This is a genomic window from Streptomyces hawaiiensis, assembly GCF_004803895.1.
Lineage (GTDB): Bacteria > Actinomycetota > Actinomycetes > Streptomycetales > Streptomycetaceae > Streptomyces > Streptomyces hawaiiensis.
In genome coordinates this window covers 849,562-863,968 of the sequence record NZ_CP021978.1, presented here as the reverse complement: position 1 = coordinate 863,968, position 14,407 = coordinate 849,562, and the positions used below count along the sequence as shown (strand labels likewise).

The 14,407-nt window shown below is 67.4% G+C and carries 11 protein-coding genes and 3 pseudogenes; 11 read left to right on the top strand and 3 right to left on the bottom strand.

The features are described from left to right. Positions 1-169 precede the first annotated feature (169 nt). The 6 genes and pseudogenes from CEB94_RS40640 to CEB94_RS04030 all read left to right on the top strand — a co-directional run bounded on the left by CEB94_RS40640 (position 170) and on the right by CEB94_RS04030 (position 7,436). On the top strand, positions 170-1,219 hold the full coding sequence (locus tag CEB94_RS40640) for a tyrosine-type recombinase/integrase (RefSeq protein WP_246111705.1): 1,050 nt from the start codon (positions 170-172) through the stop codon (positions 1,217-1,219). Positions 1,220-1,570: 351 nt separating this feature from the next. Further along, positions 1,571-2,059 carry a DUF4265 domain-containing protein gene (locus CEB94_RS04050; protein WP_175430853.1) on the top strand — a complete coding sequence of 163 codons (489 nt, stop codon included), beginning with the start codon at positions 1,571-1,573 and terminating at the stop codon, positions 2,057-2,059. 128 nt (positions 2,060-2,187) lie between these two features. Then, a pseudogene (locus CEB94_RS04045) lies at positions 2,188-3,666 on the top strand (NF041680 family putative transposase). A 548-nt stretch (positions 3,667-4,214) separates the two neighbouring features. Continuing rightward, entirely contained in the window at positions 4,215-4,934 is a 720-nt protein-coding gene (locus tag CEB94_RS04040; protein ID WP_175430852.1) for an IS6 family transposase, read from the top strand. Between the two features lie 140 nt (positions 4,935-5,074). Beyond that, a complete protein-coding gene (locus tag CEB94_RS04035; RefSeq protein WP_175430851.1) occupies positions 5,075-5,476 on the top strand; it encodes a hypothetical protein in 402 nt (133 codons plus the stop codon). 1,645 nt (positions 5,477-7,121) lie between these two features. Then, on the top strand, positions 7,122-7,436 hold the full coding sequence (locus tag CEB94_RS04030) for a hypothetical protein (RefSeq protein ID WP_175430850.1): 315 nt from the start codon (positions 7,122-7,124) through the stop codon (positions 7,434-7,436). A gap of 499 nt (positions 7,437-7,935) precedes the next feature. Here the strand turns inward: CEB94_RS04030 and CEB94_RS04025 are convergent, their stop codons facing one another. Beyond that, positions 7,936-9,216, bottom strand: a complete 1,281-nt coding sequence (locus CEB94_RS04025) for an alpha/beta fold hydrolase (protein WP_246111704.1) — start codon at positions 9,214-9,216, stop codon at positions 7,936-7,938. A gap of 122 nt (positions 9,217-9,338) precedes the next feature. On the opposite strand from CEB94_RS04025, the gene CEB94_RS04020 reads away from it, so the two are divergent. The 4 genes from CEB94_RS04020 to CEB94_RS04005 all read left to right on the top strand — a co-directional run bounded on the left by CEB94_RS04020 (position 9,339) and on the right by CEB94_RS04005 (position 11,450). Further along, entirely contained in the window at positions 9,339-9,950 is a 612-nt protein-coding gene (locus CEB94_RS04020) for a TetR-like C-terminal domain-containing protein (protein WP_175430848.1), read from the top strand. A 153-nt stretch (positions 9,951-10,103) separates the two neighbouring features. Further along, positions 10,104-10,550: an SRPBCC domain-containing protein gene (locus CEB94_RS04015; protein WP_175430847.1), complete on the top strand. Its 447-nt coding sequence runs from the start codon at positions 10,104-10,106 to the stop codon at positions 10,548-10,550. Continuing rightward, positions 10,547-10,915 (top strand): ArsR/SmtB family transcription factor, encoded by a 369-nt coding sequence (locus CEB94_RS04010; protein ID WP_175430846.1) that lies wholly within the window; start codon positions 10,547-10,549, stop codon positions 10,913-10,915. The genes CEB94_RS04015 and CEB94_RS04010 overlap by 4 nt, the downstream gene beginning before the upstream one ends. A 13-nt stretch (positions 10,916-10,928) precedes the next feature. Next, complete coding sequence (locus tag CEB94_RS04005) at positions 10,929-11,450, top strand: hypothetical protein (RefSeq protein ID WP_175430845.1); 522 nt, start codon at positions 10,929-10,931, stop codon at positions 11,448-11,450. Between the two features lie 257 nt (positions 11,451-11,707). On the opposite strand, the pseudogene CEB94_RS04000 reads toward CEB94_RS04005, so the two are convergent. Then, positions 11,708-12,581 (bottom strand): annotated as a pseudogene (locus CEB94_RS04000) (SDR family NAD(P)-dependent oxidoreductase). A 680-nt stretch (positions 12,582-13,261) separates the two neighbouring features. Continuing rightward, positions 13,262-13,882, bottom strand: coding sequence for a hypothetical protein (locus tag CEB94_RS03995; RefSeq protein WP_246111703.1), 621 nt, complete (start codon positions 13,880-13,882; stop codon positions 13,262-13,264). A gap of 133 nt (positions 13,883-14,015) precedes the next feature. Here CEB94_RS03995 and CEB94_RS42145 point away from each other — a divergent pair. Continuing rightward, a pseudogene (locus CEB94_RS42145) lies at positions 14,016-14,249 on the top strand (transposase); the annotation flags it as partial. Between the last annotated feature and the right edge of the window lie 158 nt (positions 14,250-14,407).

Genomic DNA, 14,407 nt, shown 5'->3' with positions numbered 1-14,407 from the left:
GGTCGCGGAGACGTATTCCCAACTACCGCAGTAAATACCGGATTTACTGCGACGGAGCCCTGGCCGTGATCGTTGCGACCTGTGGTGGGTGCTCCAGCCGCCGCATGCGAGGTGTACGCATTTACTGCGGCAGTGCCGGAAGGGCAGGGCGAGCGTGACGATCGAACCGGTGACCGAACTCGGGAGCGGGGGCGCGGTTCGGTTGCTGCGCGCCCGGGTCGTGCCGCTGTCCGCCCCGCCCGCGTCGTACACCACGGCGGTCGAGCGGTACCTCACCGGCGCGGGCATCGCGAAGTCCTCCGCGCGGATCTACCGGATCTCGCTCACGACGTGGGGGTGGATGCTCGCCGGCGAACCCGCGCCGACCGGACCCGCCCGCCGGGGCGCGAAGCCGCCCGTCTTCCCCGTCACCGCGATGGAAGACCCGGCGCTGCCCGAGGTGCTGGTCGAACTGGCGGCGGCGCGGGCGGATGAGATGGACGCCGACGCCGTCAACCGGGAGCTGTCCATCGCGCGCAAGGCGATCGGCTGGTGGCAGCGCCAGGGCTGGATCGAAGGCGATCCCACGATCGGCATCGAGCGGCGCCCGGCACCCCCGGACCGCACCAAGGCCCTGGCTGAGAACCAGATCACCGCCCTGTGGCGCCTGGACGTCGCCCTGCGGGAGAAGACGTTCTGGAAGATGCTCTACGAGTCGGCAGCGCGGGCCGACGAGGTGCTGTGCCTGAACGTGGAAGACCTCTACCCGCAGGACAAGCGCGGGAAGATCACCGCCAAGGGCGGGGCGACGGAGTGGATCCACTGGCAGTCCGGCACCGCCCAGCTGCTGCCCCGCCTGATCGCCCGCCGTACCCGCGGCCCGCTGTTCCTCACCGATCGCAGGGCGCCGGCCGGGACGGCGACGCTGGACGTGTGCGAGGAGACCGGCCGGGCCCGGCTCTCCTACCGCCGGGCCGAGGAGATCTTCGAGGAGAACACCCGGCTGCTGGCCAACCCCCTCGCCTCACCCGAGGACATTGAGGACCTGGACGGGTGGACGCTCCACCGGCTACGTCACAGCGCCCTGACGCACGACGCCGAGGGCGGAACCTCCACCCCGATGCTTCTGGCCCGCTCCCGCCACGCCTCCGTCCGCTCCCTGGAGCGCTACGCGCGCCCCGGCGTCGACGCGGTCGCCAGGGACAATCGGGTCGACTGCGAGACCAGGGAGGTGAGTTGATGTCTGCCGTGAAGGCCGCTGCCGTGTGCAGCGCACGCCGGACCATCCTCACGTCCCGGGCCCCCGGTCTGACCTGACGTTCACCCCCGCCCAAGCCCGACGGCTCAAGGGGGCGGAGCTTCGCGCTCAACGGGGTCCTTGTTCAAGGGGCTCTACGTTGTCTCAATCTACTTTCCACCATGCTCAGCCGTACTCCCTGGCGGACTACGGCTGGGACGACGCGTGCGAGCACGCCTTCGCGCCACATCGCGATGCCGGCCTGAGCTTGTTCTTCAACCCCCGGCTGTCCCGTGACGGCGCAGGTTGATCTCCAGTTCAGACCTGGTGCGAGGTGTCCTTGGCACTCAGCGCATGATGACCGTCATGGAGAGCGTGGTCGAGAAGATCAAGGTCTGGTTCCGGTTCGTCCCCCGCGAGGGCTGGTTCTCGCAGGACACCGAGGGTCTGTGGGCGACGAAGTTGAGCGACGACACAGCCCGTGTAGGGAATGCCCCTTTCCTTCAAAATGGGGTGGCCGAGGGCGACGTGGTGCAGTACCAGACCGACTCCGACGGGCTCCACTGGGCTGTCGGACAGGTCAGCTCCTCCGGTAACTGCACGATCCGTGTTGTGCCCGTACCCACTGGTCCCCTGGGCAGCAGCCCACAGGCGGTCCATCAGCGACTTTCGCCGTTCGGGCTTGGAGGTGAGGTCTTCAGTGAGGACTTCCCCATGGTGGCTTTCACCGTGCCAGCAGGCGCGGACTTCGCCGGCATCAAGGCTCTCCTGGCACAGGGGCAGACGGAGGGATGGTGGCACTACGAGGTCGGCTGCGGCACCGGCGAATGGTGGGGCGCCTGATTTCTCCGGGAGCCTGCCGCCCCTGGCCTTCGACCCTGCCTCGAACCCTGCCTGCCTCTCGAAAGCGGTCTCGAACTGGGTCGCCCACCTGGGCATTCACCGGACGCTGAGGCGGCCCTCGTCTGATCATGTGCTCCGACCAAGGTGCACTGAACAAGACGAAGGCCGTGAGTCTGCTGCCCGGAACCGTTCCAGGGGAAGCATTCGCGGAAGCGTCACGCTTCCGGGACGAGTTGTACGCGTGTCTGACCGCCCGGGGCGATGAGCTGTTCGAGCTGGCGGATGCGGTGCTGTGTGCGCCGGGTGCGGTGCACTCGGCGGTCGAGCTGACGCTGCTGCCCGAACACCGCCGCGGACATGGAGCGATGTACGACGGCCTCAACCAGGGCCGGATCGACACCGACCGGCTGCGGTCGCTGCTGGCCGGCCTGCCGCTGCCCCGGTTCCCGGACGGGCGCCTGGTCCTGGCCGTCGACGTGTCGCCGTGGCTGCGGTCGGACGCGCCGTGCTCGCCGGAAAGGGCTGTTCTGCCACGTCTATGGGCGGGCGAAGACGGCCTCGCAGTTCATCCCTGGCTGGCCGTACTCGTTCGTCGCCGTGCTGGAGATGGGCGCCACGTCCTGGACGCAGATCCTGGACGCGGTCTGCCTCGGCCCGGCCGACGACGCCACAGCGGTCACCGCCGCCCAGCTCCGTGACGTTGTCGAACGGCTCATCGCAGCAGGCCAGTGGGCGCCGGGCGAGCCGGACATCGTGATCGTGACCGACGCCGGCTACGACGTGACCCGCCTGGCCTGGGTGATGCGGGACCTGCCGGTCGAACTGATCGGCCGCGTGCAGTGACCGGGTGATGCGGCTGCCGAAGCCACCACGGGTCTACGACCTCAAGAGCGGCAGGCCGCCGAAGCACGGGCCGGAGTTCCGCTTCGCCAAGCCCGAGACCTGGCCCGAGCCATCCGTCACCACCCGCACGGCCACCGTGAACTACGGCAAGGCCGTCACGCAGGCATGGGATCGGATCCGTCTTCGGCTGACTCACCGGGCCGCCTGGCTGGAGCACGGGGGGCGAACTCCCGCTGATCGAGGGCACGTTGATCCGACTGGAGGTCGAGCACCTGTCGAAGGACCGGGCGGCCCCGGCAGTGTGGTTGTGGTCCTCGAAGACCAGCGCCGACGGCGCGGACGTCGACCGGGCCTGGCAAGCGTTCCTGCGGCGCTTCGACCTGGAGCATACGTTCCGGCTGTTCAAGCAGACCCTGGGCTGGACCCGGCCCCGGCTGCGGGAGCCGCAGGCGGCCGACCGGTGGACGTGGCTCATCATCGCCGCCTACACCCGGCTCCGGCTCGCCCGCCCGATCACCCACGACTTGCGGCACCCGTGGGAGAAGCCGGCCGCACCACACCGGCTCACACCCGCGCGGGTCCGGCGGACGTTTCGGAACCTCCGCCACCACTTGCTCTGCCCCGCCGAAGCACCGAAACCTCACCGGCCCGGCCCTGGACGACCATCAGGCACCCCGAACAGACACCGGGCACCCCGCTATGACGTGGGCAAAACCGTCCGCCGCGAGAAGACACTCATCGCCCTGCAACGGTTGAATGGTTAAAGAACAAGCTGAGTGAGTGTTTGGGGAACTTGAAGTGCTGTTTCGCGCGCTGCTAGGCGTCCCTGAAGGTCTTGTTCTTTGCGGGCGCCAGGCTCTCGAAGGGAAGTACTCTTCTGGCTCACACGTAGCCGGGTGGACTGAGGTGGCCATGCACCGAAAAACTGTGCTCATCGGCGTGTTCGCGGGGGTTGGGCTTGTGTGCGCTTCCACCCTCTTAACTGCCCAGAACGATGTGAACGAAGGCGAAGGGCGTAGCGGTCAGTTTACAGTGACAGACCGTGATGGGAACACATCCTCAGCAGGCCCTCCTCTCACCGCGCGTCAACGTGAGCAGAGAAGGCAAGTGGAGACGCCCGAACAGACCCGGAAGCGGATCGATTACGTAGACAGCCTCCAGCGGAAGGACTCGTCCGGCGACTGAGAATGTGGCGAGGACGGAAGGTTTCCCAGTGAGTGGCTGTCCTTCAGGAAGTCTTCGAGGGGTGCTGTCACGTCGGCTGAGCGGGTGGGATGATCTCCGGGTTGATCATGGTGGAGGGGGATCGTCCGTGGGGAGCGCGTCGCCGTCGTACAGGGGTCACCGGTACCCGGTCGAGGTGATCTCCCACTGCGTGTGGCTGTACTTCCGGTTCCCGCTCAGCTTCCGTGAGGTCGAGGAGCTGATGCTCGAGCGCGGCGTGATCGTCTCCTACGAGACCATCCGCCGCTGGTGCATGAAGTTCGGGCACCGGTACGCCAATTCGCTGCGCCGCCGCCAGCCCCGGCCTGGTGACAAGTGGCACCTGGACGAGGTCTTCATCAAGATCAACGGCGAGCAGAAGTACCTCTGGCGGGCTGTCGACCAGGACGGCATGGTGCTGGACATCCTGGTGCAGAACCGGCGGGACAGGACCGCGGCGAAGCGATTCTTCCGCCGACTCCTCAAGACGGCAGGCGTGGTGCCCCGGGTGATCGTCACGGACAAGCTGCGCTCATACGGCGCCGCTCACCGCGAGGGCATGCCTTCCGTCGAGCACCGCTCCCACAAGGGCCTGAACAACCGGGCGGAGAACAGCCACCAGCCCACCAGGCAGCGCGAACGGGCGACGAAGAGCTTCCGCAACACCGGCGCAGCCCAGCGGTTCCTGTCCGCATTCAGCGGCATCTCACCCCACTTCCGACCCCGCCGCCATCTGATGCCCGCACACGACTACCGAGCCGAGATGGCCGTCTGCTTCGCCATCTGGGACCACATCACCGGCACCGCTGGCCAGCCCGCGACAGCCTGACCCAAGGCCGACACTCCGCCCCACCACACCCCGGTACCATCAGGCACCCACACACCCAACAACGTGACAACGCCGTCGTGGTGGATCGTGGGAGCGTGGCCCTGGATCGTGGTCGAGACCTGTGTGCGAACGAGGGTTGGATGAACGTGGTGTGGGCGGCGACGTCGCCGGAATCCGGACTGTTCCATCCGGTTGAGAGATGTTCAGAGGTGAAGGATCTGTCAGACCGCTTCAACGAACTGTGTTCCTGTGGTCAGGGATACGTCGAGGTTCGGTCGCCGAACAGGGAGTTCCCGGTGCTGACCCTGGCCTTCAGAGATGATCACGCGGTCGTCCATCTGATGAGGAGCACTGAGCGGATGTTTCTGCTCGTAGGAGACGGCACGGTGCCCTCGGGTGCCGAGGTCGAAGTCCCGATCGCGGACGACCTCGCCGCGTTCACGGGCGACTGTGTTCTGAACATCGATCGGGCGTGGGCCCTGGTGCACAACTTCACTCAGACGCGGGCGGCCGGCTCTCTGGGTGAGTGGTGTGAGCAGTAGCTAAAAGCTGGTGACCCGATCATGACCGGTGCTTCTTTAGACGGCATCTCATTTGATTCGAGGTCATCCACGAATGCTGCACCCCGCACCGGCGCGGGGATGGTCCACACGACAGGGTCGTGGCGGTGAGGTTGCAGCGCTGCTCCCTGCGCCTGCAGGGATGGTCCACTGCGCGGTTTCAACTTTCATGCGGCAGCAATTTGCTCCCCTCCCCCGCGGGGATAGTCTCCTGGGCGACGGGAGGCCAAGGCCCCTTCGGAGCTGTGCTTCCCGCCCAGCAAGTAACTGGTCCCCAGTGGAACGAGACCCTCTGCGGTAGCAGTTATGTCCGTGTCGATGGCTTCCTGCGCGGTGTGGTCGCGTGCGTACTGCTGCGCTCGGCTGAAGGAGAGGCCCGCGGTGAGCTGGGTACCGACGGAGTCGATCCGGTGGGCCGTCCTCAAGATCGAGCACGCCGTAGCTGACCAGTTGCCAGAGCGTGTCATGGCTGAGTTCACGTACCAGCATCGTTCTCATAGCCGCCGCCTTGCCGACGCCCGACGAATCCACACCGAGGAGCGCATTGGCCGATACCTTTCGCAACGTTGTGTAACCGTGCCCCAACGCCGCTGAGCTCGTTGGAGCGTGCCGTGTCGCTGGTGTGCCAGCACCGACAGCACGCCACCAACCCCCGTGCTGGTTCCGTGCTGACTTCGAGGGCCGGAATCATGGAAAACCGCAGGTCCTAGCCCCGATCGAATGAGTTGTCGTACCACTCGATGGTGGTGCCGATGAGGCTGGCGGCGACGATGCGTTTGAGGCTGGCGGGGGGTGGGGGAGCGGTTGCGGGGGAGGACATCGGCTCCGCTTCCAAGCGGTTGGCGGGGACGTATTCGTGTCGCCATACCGTAGGAATCCGCAGGTCAGTGGCACATGTGGTGGGACACCATAGTTCCGGGTGCGCAGGTGCGTGCGGTCACCATGACCGCGTCGCCGACGCCTCTATGAGAGCTCCAATCGGGCCCGCGAGAGCGCTGTCCGAGGTGCACTGTTCGGGCGGGATTCGGAGGTGGGGTGCTGACTCCCGTGCTGACTTGGTGCTGACTACGCTGCGTCAAGGTCCGGCATGTGGGTTGGTCCGGAGTTGGTCCGCTCCCGGTCCGGATCTTGGTGGGCGTCAGGAATCGGTACTGCCAGCCCGTGAGGCTTGTCGGCAGCGGCGACTCATCAACCCTGGTGCTTCGTGTCCTGGCACGACGCGGTCGGCGCCTCCCTCCGTTTCGAACAGGCGGGGCGGCCGACCGGACAACCCTCCAGCGGTCAAGCCTGCCGTGCAGAAGAAGCGGATCGAGGTCGCCCGCACCGTGCTTGCACCCTCAGGGGGGACGTCACGCCGCCCTCAACAGACTGGGCGACCTGTCGACCGTGAAGGGGCTCTTCACCTCGACCGTGGCCGACTACGCCGCGACCACGTGAGTGAAGCTCAAGTCCGGCGACCGTCTCGGCCTGGGACTTGAGGTGAGGCTCGAAAGCCGACAGGTGACCTGCCGACCGTCAAGCACCCGACGGTAGGCTTGATCAACATGGGCGACCACCTCACCCAGCGGCAGACCGGCCGGCCCTTGATGTCGCGGAGCGATTCAGAGTGGACATAGTCCCCGGTTACGTGTTCACCCTGCCGGCGGCGATCGTCGTGGGATGGACCCTGTCGTGGTGGGGAGCCCGGCGGGTCCGGTGGATCCTGCTCTCCGCCGCGGCCGCCGTCTCCGTGCTCTGCGTCGTCATCGGCTGGCATGCGATGGGGCCGCCGGCGGACCCGCGGACCGTCAGTTGCTCGTCCACCTGGGCGTGCATGGATCCGCGTTCGCTCTACCTGTTCGCGGCCGGGCTGCTCGGTTTCGGATGCTGCTTTGTGCTGTTGATCCTTGCGATCGTTGGCGAGGCGATTCTCATCCGGACAAGACGCCGGATCTCCGACTGACGGTTTATCAGCTGGATCAGGTGTGGAGCCAAGCGACGAGGGCTGCTGCGGCAATGTGTGATACCAGCGGTTCGCCTCCCCATCGTGCTGGGCGAGCCGGCCCCACGGATCGGAGCTGTACCCGATCCTGACGTGTGGGTGTCTGCCTGGACGTGTGGGTGTCAGCCGGCGAACTCCAGGACGTACAGGCGATGCTCGCGGAATTCGATTCTCGTACAGGAACTCCCGCACCTCCCCTCGGGCTCGGTTCTGAACGCGCAGTGCCAGATCAGGCAAGGGGCCACTCGCGACGTTATGCATGAGACGGCGAGCAACCGTGCGCGGGGTTCTCCAAGAAGGGCCCCCGCATTGCGCGCTGAGGCTTATGCCGAAGGGCAGACCACCCTGTGCGGGTCGACTCCATCCCCGGGTGCACTCGGGGTGCGACAGTCGACCCCCTACGTGTGGGTGAGGCGGGGATGCTGCTACGCGCCTTACGGGACCTTGAGCGTGGTCGCGTTCACCTGTGCTCGCGCAGGAACGCAGGGATGTCCTTGCGAGCCGGGTAGTTGGGCAGGGGTGCCGGTTTGCCCTCAAGGAACGCGGTGACGACGGCGGCGGCACGGTCGTTGTTGTCGTCCAGGCCGTTCCACATGTGGTGTCCGACTCCGGGCATGTACTGCGTGCGCCCGATGGCGGGGTCATGGGCAAGAGGGGCGGTCGCCCATTGGCGGACCTGGGAGGAGCACTCGGCGATCATCAGCATCGCCGGGGTCCGGGACCGCTCCAGTCGCGGTGCGATGGAGGGTGAGTCCTTGATCGTCTGCTGGACGCGGAGGCTGGCGGCGGGGCTGAAGGAGAAGTTCCGCGCGGTGTCCTCGGTGGGGATGCGGTGTGCGTCGCGCGCGCAGTAGGCGGACGCGGTGTCGCTGCCGAGGTCCGCGGCGGTGAAGGCGTTGACGCCCTCGGCCTGACCGATCAGCCCGGTGCCGGGGGAGAGGAGTCCGAGTCGCATGAGGCCGAACGCCACGGCGTACCGGGGGACATGTGTCGATCGCGGTCCGGTCATGGCGGGTGCGAGGCCCCGTGCGGAACTTCGGCCCTTGTGGCCGGCGATGTGCGCGGTGGGCCCGTCCATGGGGCCGGGCTCGGCGATGATCGCCCGGTGCAGGCGTGCGGCGACGCTCGGATCGGCCAGAGCTCGAGTGAGCACCGCCCCGCCGGCGGAGAAGCCGAGGATGTCGACCTTGCCCTTGTCCAGGCGGTCGACGAAGGCGGCGAGATCACGAACCGACCTGGTGATCGTGTACTGGTCCATGGGGAGCAGATCGCTGCGTCCGGCGCCGGCGGATTCGTAGGCGTAGACGTCGTAGCCCTGGCGTGCCAGGAGTTGCAGGAACCGGTGGTCGAGCACCGAGATGCCGCGGACCGGTCCGCCGTTGAGGTACACGAACGGGACGGGATGCCTGGGGCCGTTGTTCGCCGGCGGGTAGTGGTACACCGCGACCCGGCTGCCCGTGCTCAGACTCCAGTGCTGCGTGGCCACGAACGGCAGGGCGGGCGGGCGTTGCCGTTCCGTCGGCACGGTCGGGACACAGACCGCCGCCGTCAACGCCGCCGCCACGACCACCGGCAGAAACGGCACGAGCCGCGCCGGCCAGGGGCGACGCCGACCTCGCCACACCGCGAGGGCGAGCCCGGCTCCAATGGTCGTCGACCAAGCGGCAAGCCCCGAGCCCGTCCCGTCTGTGAGGGCGATCAGGGCGAGAAACACGACGACCAGCGCCACGACGGCCGCCAAGGCAAGGGATAAGCGCCCGGTGAAGCGGGCGAGACGTATGACTGATGCGGGCACGACGAACCTCCGACAGTTTCAGAACGCTGTTTCAAAACGACGTTATCAGAGGCGGTAGGCTGCTCATCGTGGGTAGGCCGAAAACGAACGACGGGGCCGTCAGAGAGCGGCTTGTGGTGTGCGCGACCGAGATGCTCGCCACGCGTCCGCGGGAGTCGGTCACCGTCCGCGCTGTGGCAGCCGCCGCGGAGGCGTCGACGACGGCGGTGTACTCCCTGTTCGGCGGTAAGGACGGGCTGATCGACGCGGTGCGTGACAGAGCCGTCGCCGGCCTGTTCCGGGAGGTGTCGGCGGTGCGGACCTCCGTGGATCCTCTCGCCGACCTCTACGCGCTGGCCGTCGCCTACCGTCGCTGGGGGTGCGGACACCGCCACCTGTACACGGTGTTGTTCGGGGGTGTGCAGTCCTTCGATCCGTCGGGGGAGGTCGGTGGCAGTGACCCGATCGGTCCACTTCTCGCGGCGATCGACCGCGCGCTGACGGAGTCCGTCCTCGCCGGCGACGCGACGTCGATCGCCCTGTCGCTGTGGGCGGCCATGCACGGGCTCGTGACTCTCGAACTGGCCGGGGCCCTCGACGCCGCCACGGCCGAGGCCGCATTCCGGTCGACGATGCACGCCACGCTGCGCGGGTGGACGACCCCCGAGGTGTTCAGCAGCCTTCGCCGGTCTGCTCCCTGACCAGCACGGACCCCGACAGCCTGGAACGGCTCACCGGGATGCGGCTCCACGGTCCGCCGCCCGCAAAGTGCAACCCTCGGGTTGCGTGAGGCTGAGTCATGTGCAATTGTGGAGTTGCAGGAGATGGAGGCGGAGACGATGAAGGAGTACCTCATGAGCGAGGACCGGATCGAACGCGAAACCCTGATCGCAGCGCCCATGGAGCAGGTCTGGTCGCTGGTGGCCCAGCCGGGGTTCTGGGTCGCGGACAAGGCGAGCCTGCCCGGCACCGTGGCGAGGGAGGGCGAGTCGACGGTGGTGAAGAACGCCGAGCACGGCGACTTCCCGGTGCGCGTGGAGAAGGTCGAGCCGCCGACGTATCTGGCCTACCGCTGGACCAGCGCGTTCCCCGGCGAAGAGCTGCGCGAGAACAACAGCACGCTGGTGGAGTTCACGCTGACCCAGGAAGGTGACCGGACGCGACTCCGTGTCGTCGAGAGCGGCTTCGCGGCGCTGGCCGGGCCCGAGGAACTGCGCAGCCAGAACCGGAAGGACCACAGCGAAGGCTGGCCCCTGGAGCTCGGCGCGCTCAAGACGCGTGCCGAGCAGCCGGCCACGTGACGGAGGAAGGCTCCGGCGCCGCCGACGTCGTCGACAGTGTCATCGGTGCGCTGGCCGACCCGACGCGACGCCGGCTGCTCGACCTTCTCGCCGCACAGGGCGAGGCCACCGCCACGACGCTCGCCGAACAACTTCCCGTCTCGCGGCAGGCGGTGGTCAAGCACCTCGCCGTCCTGGACGCGGCCGGGCTGGTGTCCGGCGGCCGCGTCGGACGTGAGGTGCGGTACGCGGTCCGGCCCGCGGCGCTCGACACGACGGCACGGTGGATGGCCTCGCTCGCGACGGAGTGGGACCGGCGGCTGGCCCACATCAAACGCGTCGCCGAAGCAGCGGAGCGCGAGGCGGATCCGACTCAGCCCGACTGAAGGGAAGCGCAGCATGGACACGGCACCTTTGCGCGGGGCCTACGACAGACTGCTCGACGTGGCGGCCGGCCCCGACCTCGGCGAGGCGGCCGACGGAGGGTGGAACGCCGACCAGGTGCTGGCCCACCTCCTCAGCGTCGACGCCTCGATCGCGGCGGTCGCCCTGGGCGTGGTCGCCGGCTCGCGGCCCACCTTTGACAACCGGATCTGCCTCGACCCGTGGAACCTGAACCGGATCATCGCCGAGCACGCGGACCGGGCGGACCTGATCGACCACGTCCGCGGCCAAGCCGCCGTTCTGTGCGACATCGCCGATCGGCTGAGTGAGGAGGCCGCCTCGGTCCTGGTGCCGTCGCTCCTCGTGTCCCACGACGAACTGGTACTGGACCAGCCGGTTCCCCTGGCCGGCCTCATCGACGGCCTCGCGCAAGACCACGTGCCCAGGCACACGCAACAGCTCCTCGGCCTTCGCATGGCCACCGGCACAGTGCCTCCGACCGGACTGCCCGGAACCCCGGTACATCCGGGGCTGTGAGCCGCCGGCAACCGCCGGGCCGCCATCGGCATGCTCGGGGCGGGGGGCCGAAGCACTCAAGATCGTGCGGCTCGTCGAATACGGAAACAGCCGGCTCCCCTTGACGGGCAAACCGTACGCCGGGGAGCGGTGCTGGCAAAGGATGCCGGATCGAGTTGGCGAAGGCGTCGTCGACGACCGTCAGGTGCAAACCGGAGCCGCCGGTAACCGCCCCCCGACCACGCCGACCAGAGGTGTTCGTGGGCGCGGCTCCGCGCCTACCGAAAGCCGAGGTGCGGATCGGTGCCGACCAGCTCGCCGCTGACGGCCCACAGGCGAGCGGCGACGGCTGGGTCGGCCATATGCGAGGGGACCGGCTCACGCCGCGGTATGCCACGCAGGCCGAAGACCCTCGGCCCCCACAGCTGTCCTCCCTGCACCTCCGAGTCGAGGACGGCGCGGACGACGGGCCATGCTCCGGCGTCCTTGCCCTGCACCAAGAGCGCGGAGGGCAAGGCACACAACCGCTCGCCGGGGGTTGTCACGCTTATCGGCGGGCGGGACGGGGTGAGAGAGTCCAGTGCGCCGCCAGGGTGGGCCACCACACTGAGCACCGTGCTGCCGACGGCATGCAGGCGACGATCGAGTTCAAAGCCAAAGCACATCTGCGCCAGCTTCGATCGGCCGTAGGTGCGCTTGGGCCGGTAGTCCTGGGTCGACTGCAGATCGTCCAGGTCCAGTCGCTCGGACCGTGCCGCGAAGCTTCCCACCGTCACGATGCGGCCCGCTGGTGCCGTGGACAGCAGGGGGGCCAGCCACTGGGTGAGCACGAAGTGGCCGAGGTGGTTGGTGCCGAACATCAACTCGTGGCCGTCCTCGGTCTCTCGACGCGGCGGGGCGTCGAGTGCGACCCCCGCGTTGTTGAAGGTGCCGCACATGCGCGCCGGAGACGCGTGAGCGGATCGAGGCCATGGCGGCGTCGGGCTTCGCGCGGTCCCGGCTGCCGAGTATGACGATGGCGCCGGTGGCGGCGAGCTGCTCCGCGGTGAAGTAGCCGATCCCGGCGTTACCCCCGGTGACCAGGAAGATCCTGCCCTCGGCAGACGGCAGCCGGTGAACGTCCCACGGCCGGCTCTGGGATGCGGAAGACACGATGACAGGCTCCTTGCGCTCTGGGGCAGCGTGCTCATGGGGAGCACCAACCCGCCCAAGGTCGCAACCTCCACCGACATACCGCCGACAGATCACGCTCACCGCCGACAGATTCCCGACACCCCTCCGAGCGGGCGTACGCCGGCCGCGTCGCGCTGTACCTGTCGTACTGCGCGCGTACCGGTGTGATCTGGAACCGTCCCGGCTTCTTCGAGCTGGGACGGTTCGCGCACTGGCTGGTCACCGAGCCGCTGCCGCCGCGGACCAGTCGTCTGAGTTCCTGAGGTTCGCCACCACCCACGGTTGGGTGCCGGACGACGTGGTTACCAGGCTGTCGGACCAGAAGTACCTGACCTTCCTGCCGCCGGGATACGACGCCGGCGAGGATGACGCGTTCCGCACCGTCCAGGCCCGCACGATCAAGTTCGTGGTCGCCGGCGACGGTGTCGGACAACAACTCGACCAGGCATGCTCACGGGACCTCATCACGCGTCCAGGAGCTGACCCAGGCCACCGCACACCTCGAAGGCCGCCTCCACCAGGCCACGGCAGAGAAAGCCCTCCTGGAAGGCCGAGTCAGTGAGCTCGAAGGCGACCTCGCGGCTGCTCGCACCCGGCCTCCGGAGAATGATCCGCGCGGAGAACACGGCGCCTGGCAGTCCGTGAACTAGAGCCCGTCTTCAAACGGATCTTGCCTGGCTGGAGTCGAATTTGTCATCGATGTCTGGGATCCAGAAGCAGATCTCCAACGTCTTCAAGCGGTCCCAGTGCCGCACACGGCGCCCGTGCCTGACTGCGGCGGTCAGGTTTGCGAGCAGCAGTGCCGCACAGATGCCCGCAAGCCCACGATCGGGTCCTACGGCGAGTTCGATCACTGCGACGACGCATGCGAACATCAGGGCGAGGGCCGAGTTTCGCAGCATCAACGCGACGCCTTGCAACCGAGTGATCTCGCCCGCTGCCTCCTTGTCGTGGAGTTCCACCGCTGCCAGCAGCAGCGACGTATCGACGTGCACGAAAGCTCGGTCCCGGGACTCGGGCACTCTGGCCACGAAGTCGAGCCGAGCATGATCCACACTCCAGTTCCAACGCGGTGCCACCTTGTCCAGGAGGGCGCTCAGGGGATAGGCGAGGTGCCCCAGCAGGTAACTGGCAACAGCGGCTCCGACCACCTGCAGCGCTGACGGTGCCGAGGCCAGACTTGCGAGATCGATGATGTCCAAGCGTGCGAGCACGTAAATGATCAGGGATAGATGCAGTGCTCCAGGTATCCCATAGGTGAACAGATCGAAGATGCCCACAGCTAAGGTCACGTTGCTCCCCCTGATTCGCCAAGGACTCTGACTCTAGTGATCTTTGAACGGTCGGGCAGGCTCGCCCCCGTCAGGGACATTTTCGACATGCGCCCCAAGGTCCATCTTCAAAGATCATTGGATGCTGGGTCATGGTGGGATGATGCCTCGTCATGAACTCACCGATCAGGAGTGGGAGTTGCTCGCTCCATTGATACCGCGGGCCGTGACGGGGCGGCCGCGTGTGGAGGACCGGCAGGTCATCAACGGGATGGTCTATAAGATCCGGACTGGGATCTCCTGGCGTGACCTGCCAGAACGCTACGGACCGTGGAACACGGTCTGTACCCGCTTCCGCCGTTACGCCCTGGATGGTGTGTTGACCCGAGCTCTCCACCAGATCCAGGCCCGCGCGGACGCGGCCGGCGACATCGACTGGCTCGTGCAGATCGACTCCACCATCGTCCGCGCCCATCATGCCCACCTCTAGATAAGCAAGGGCACCACATGGCACATGTCGTAGGAAGCGTCTCT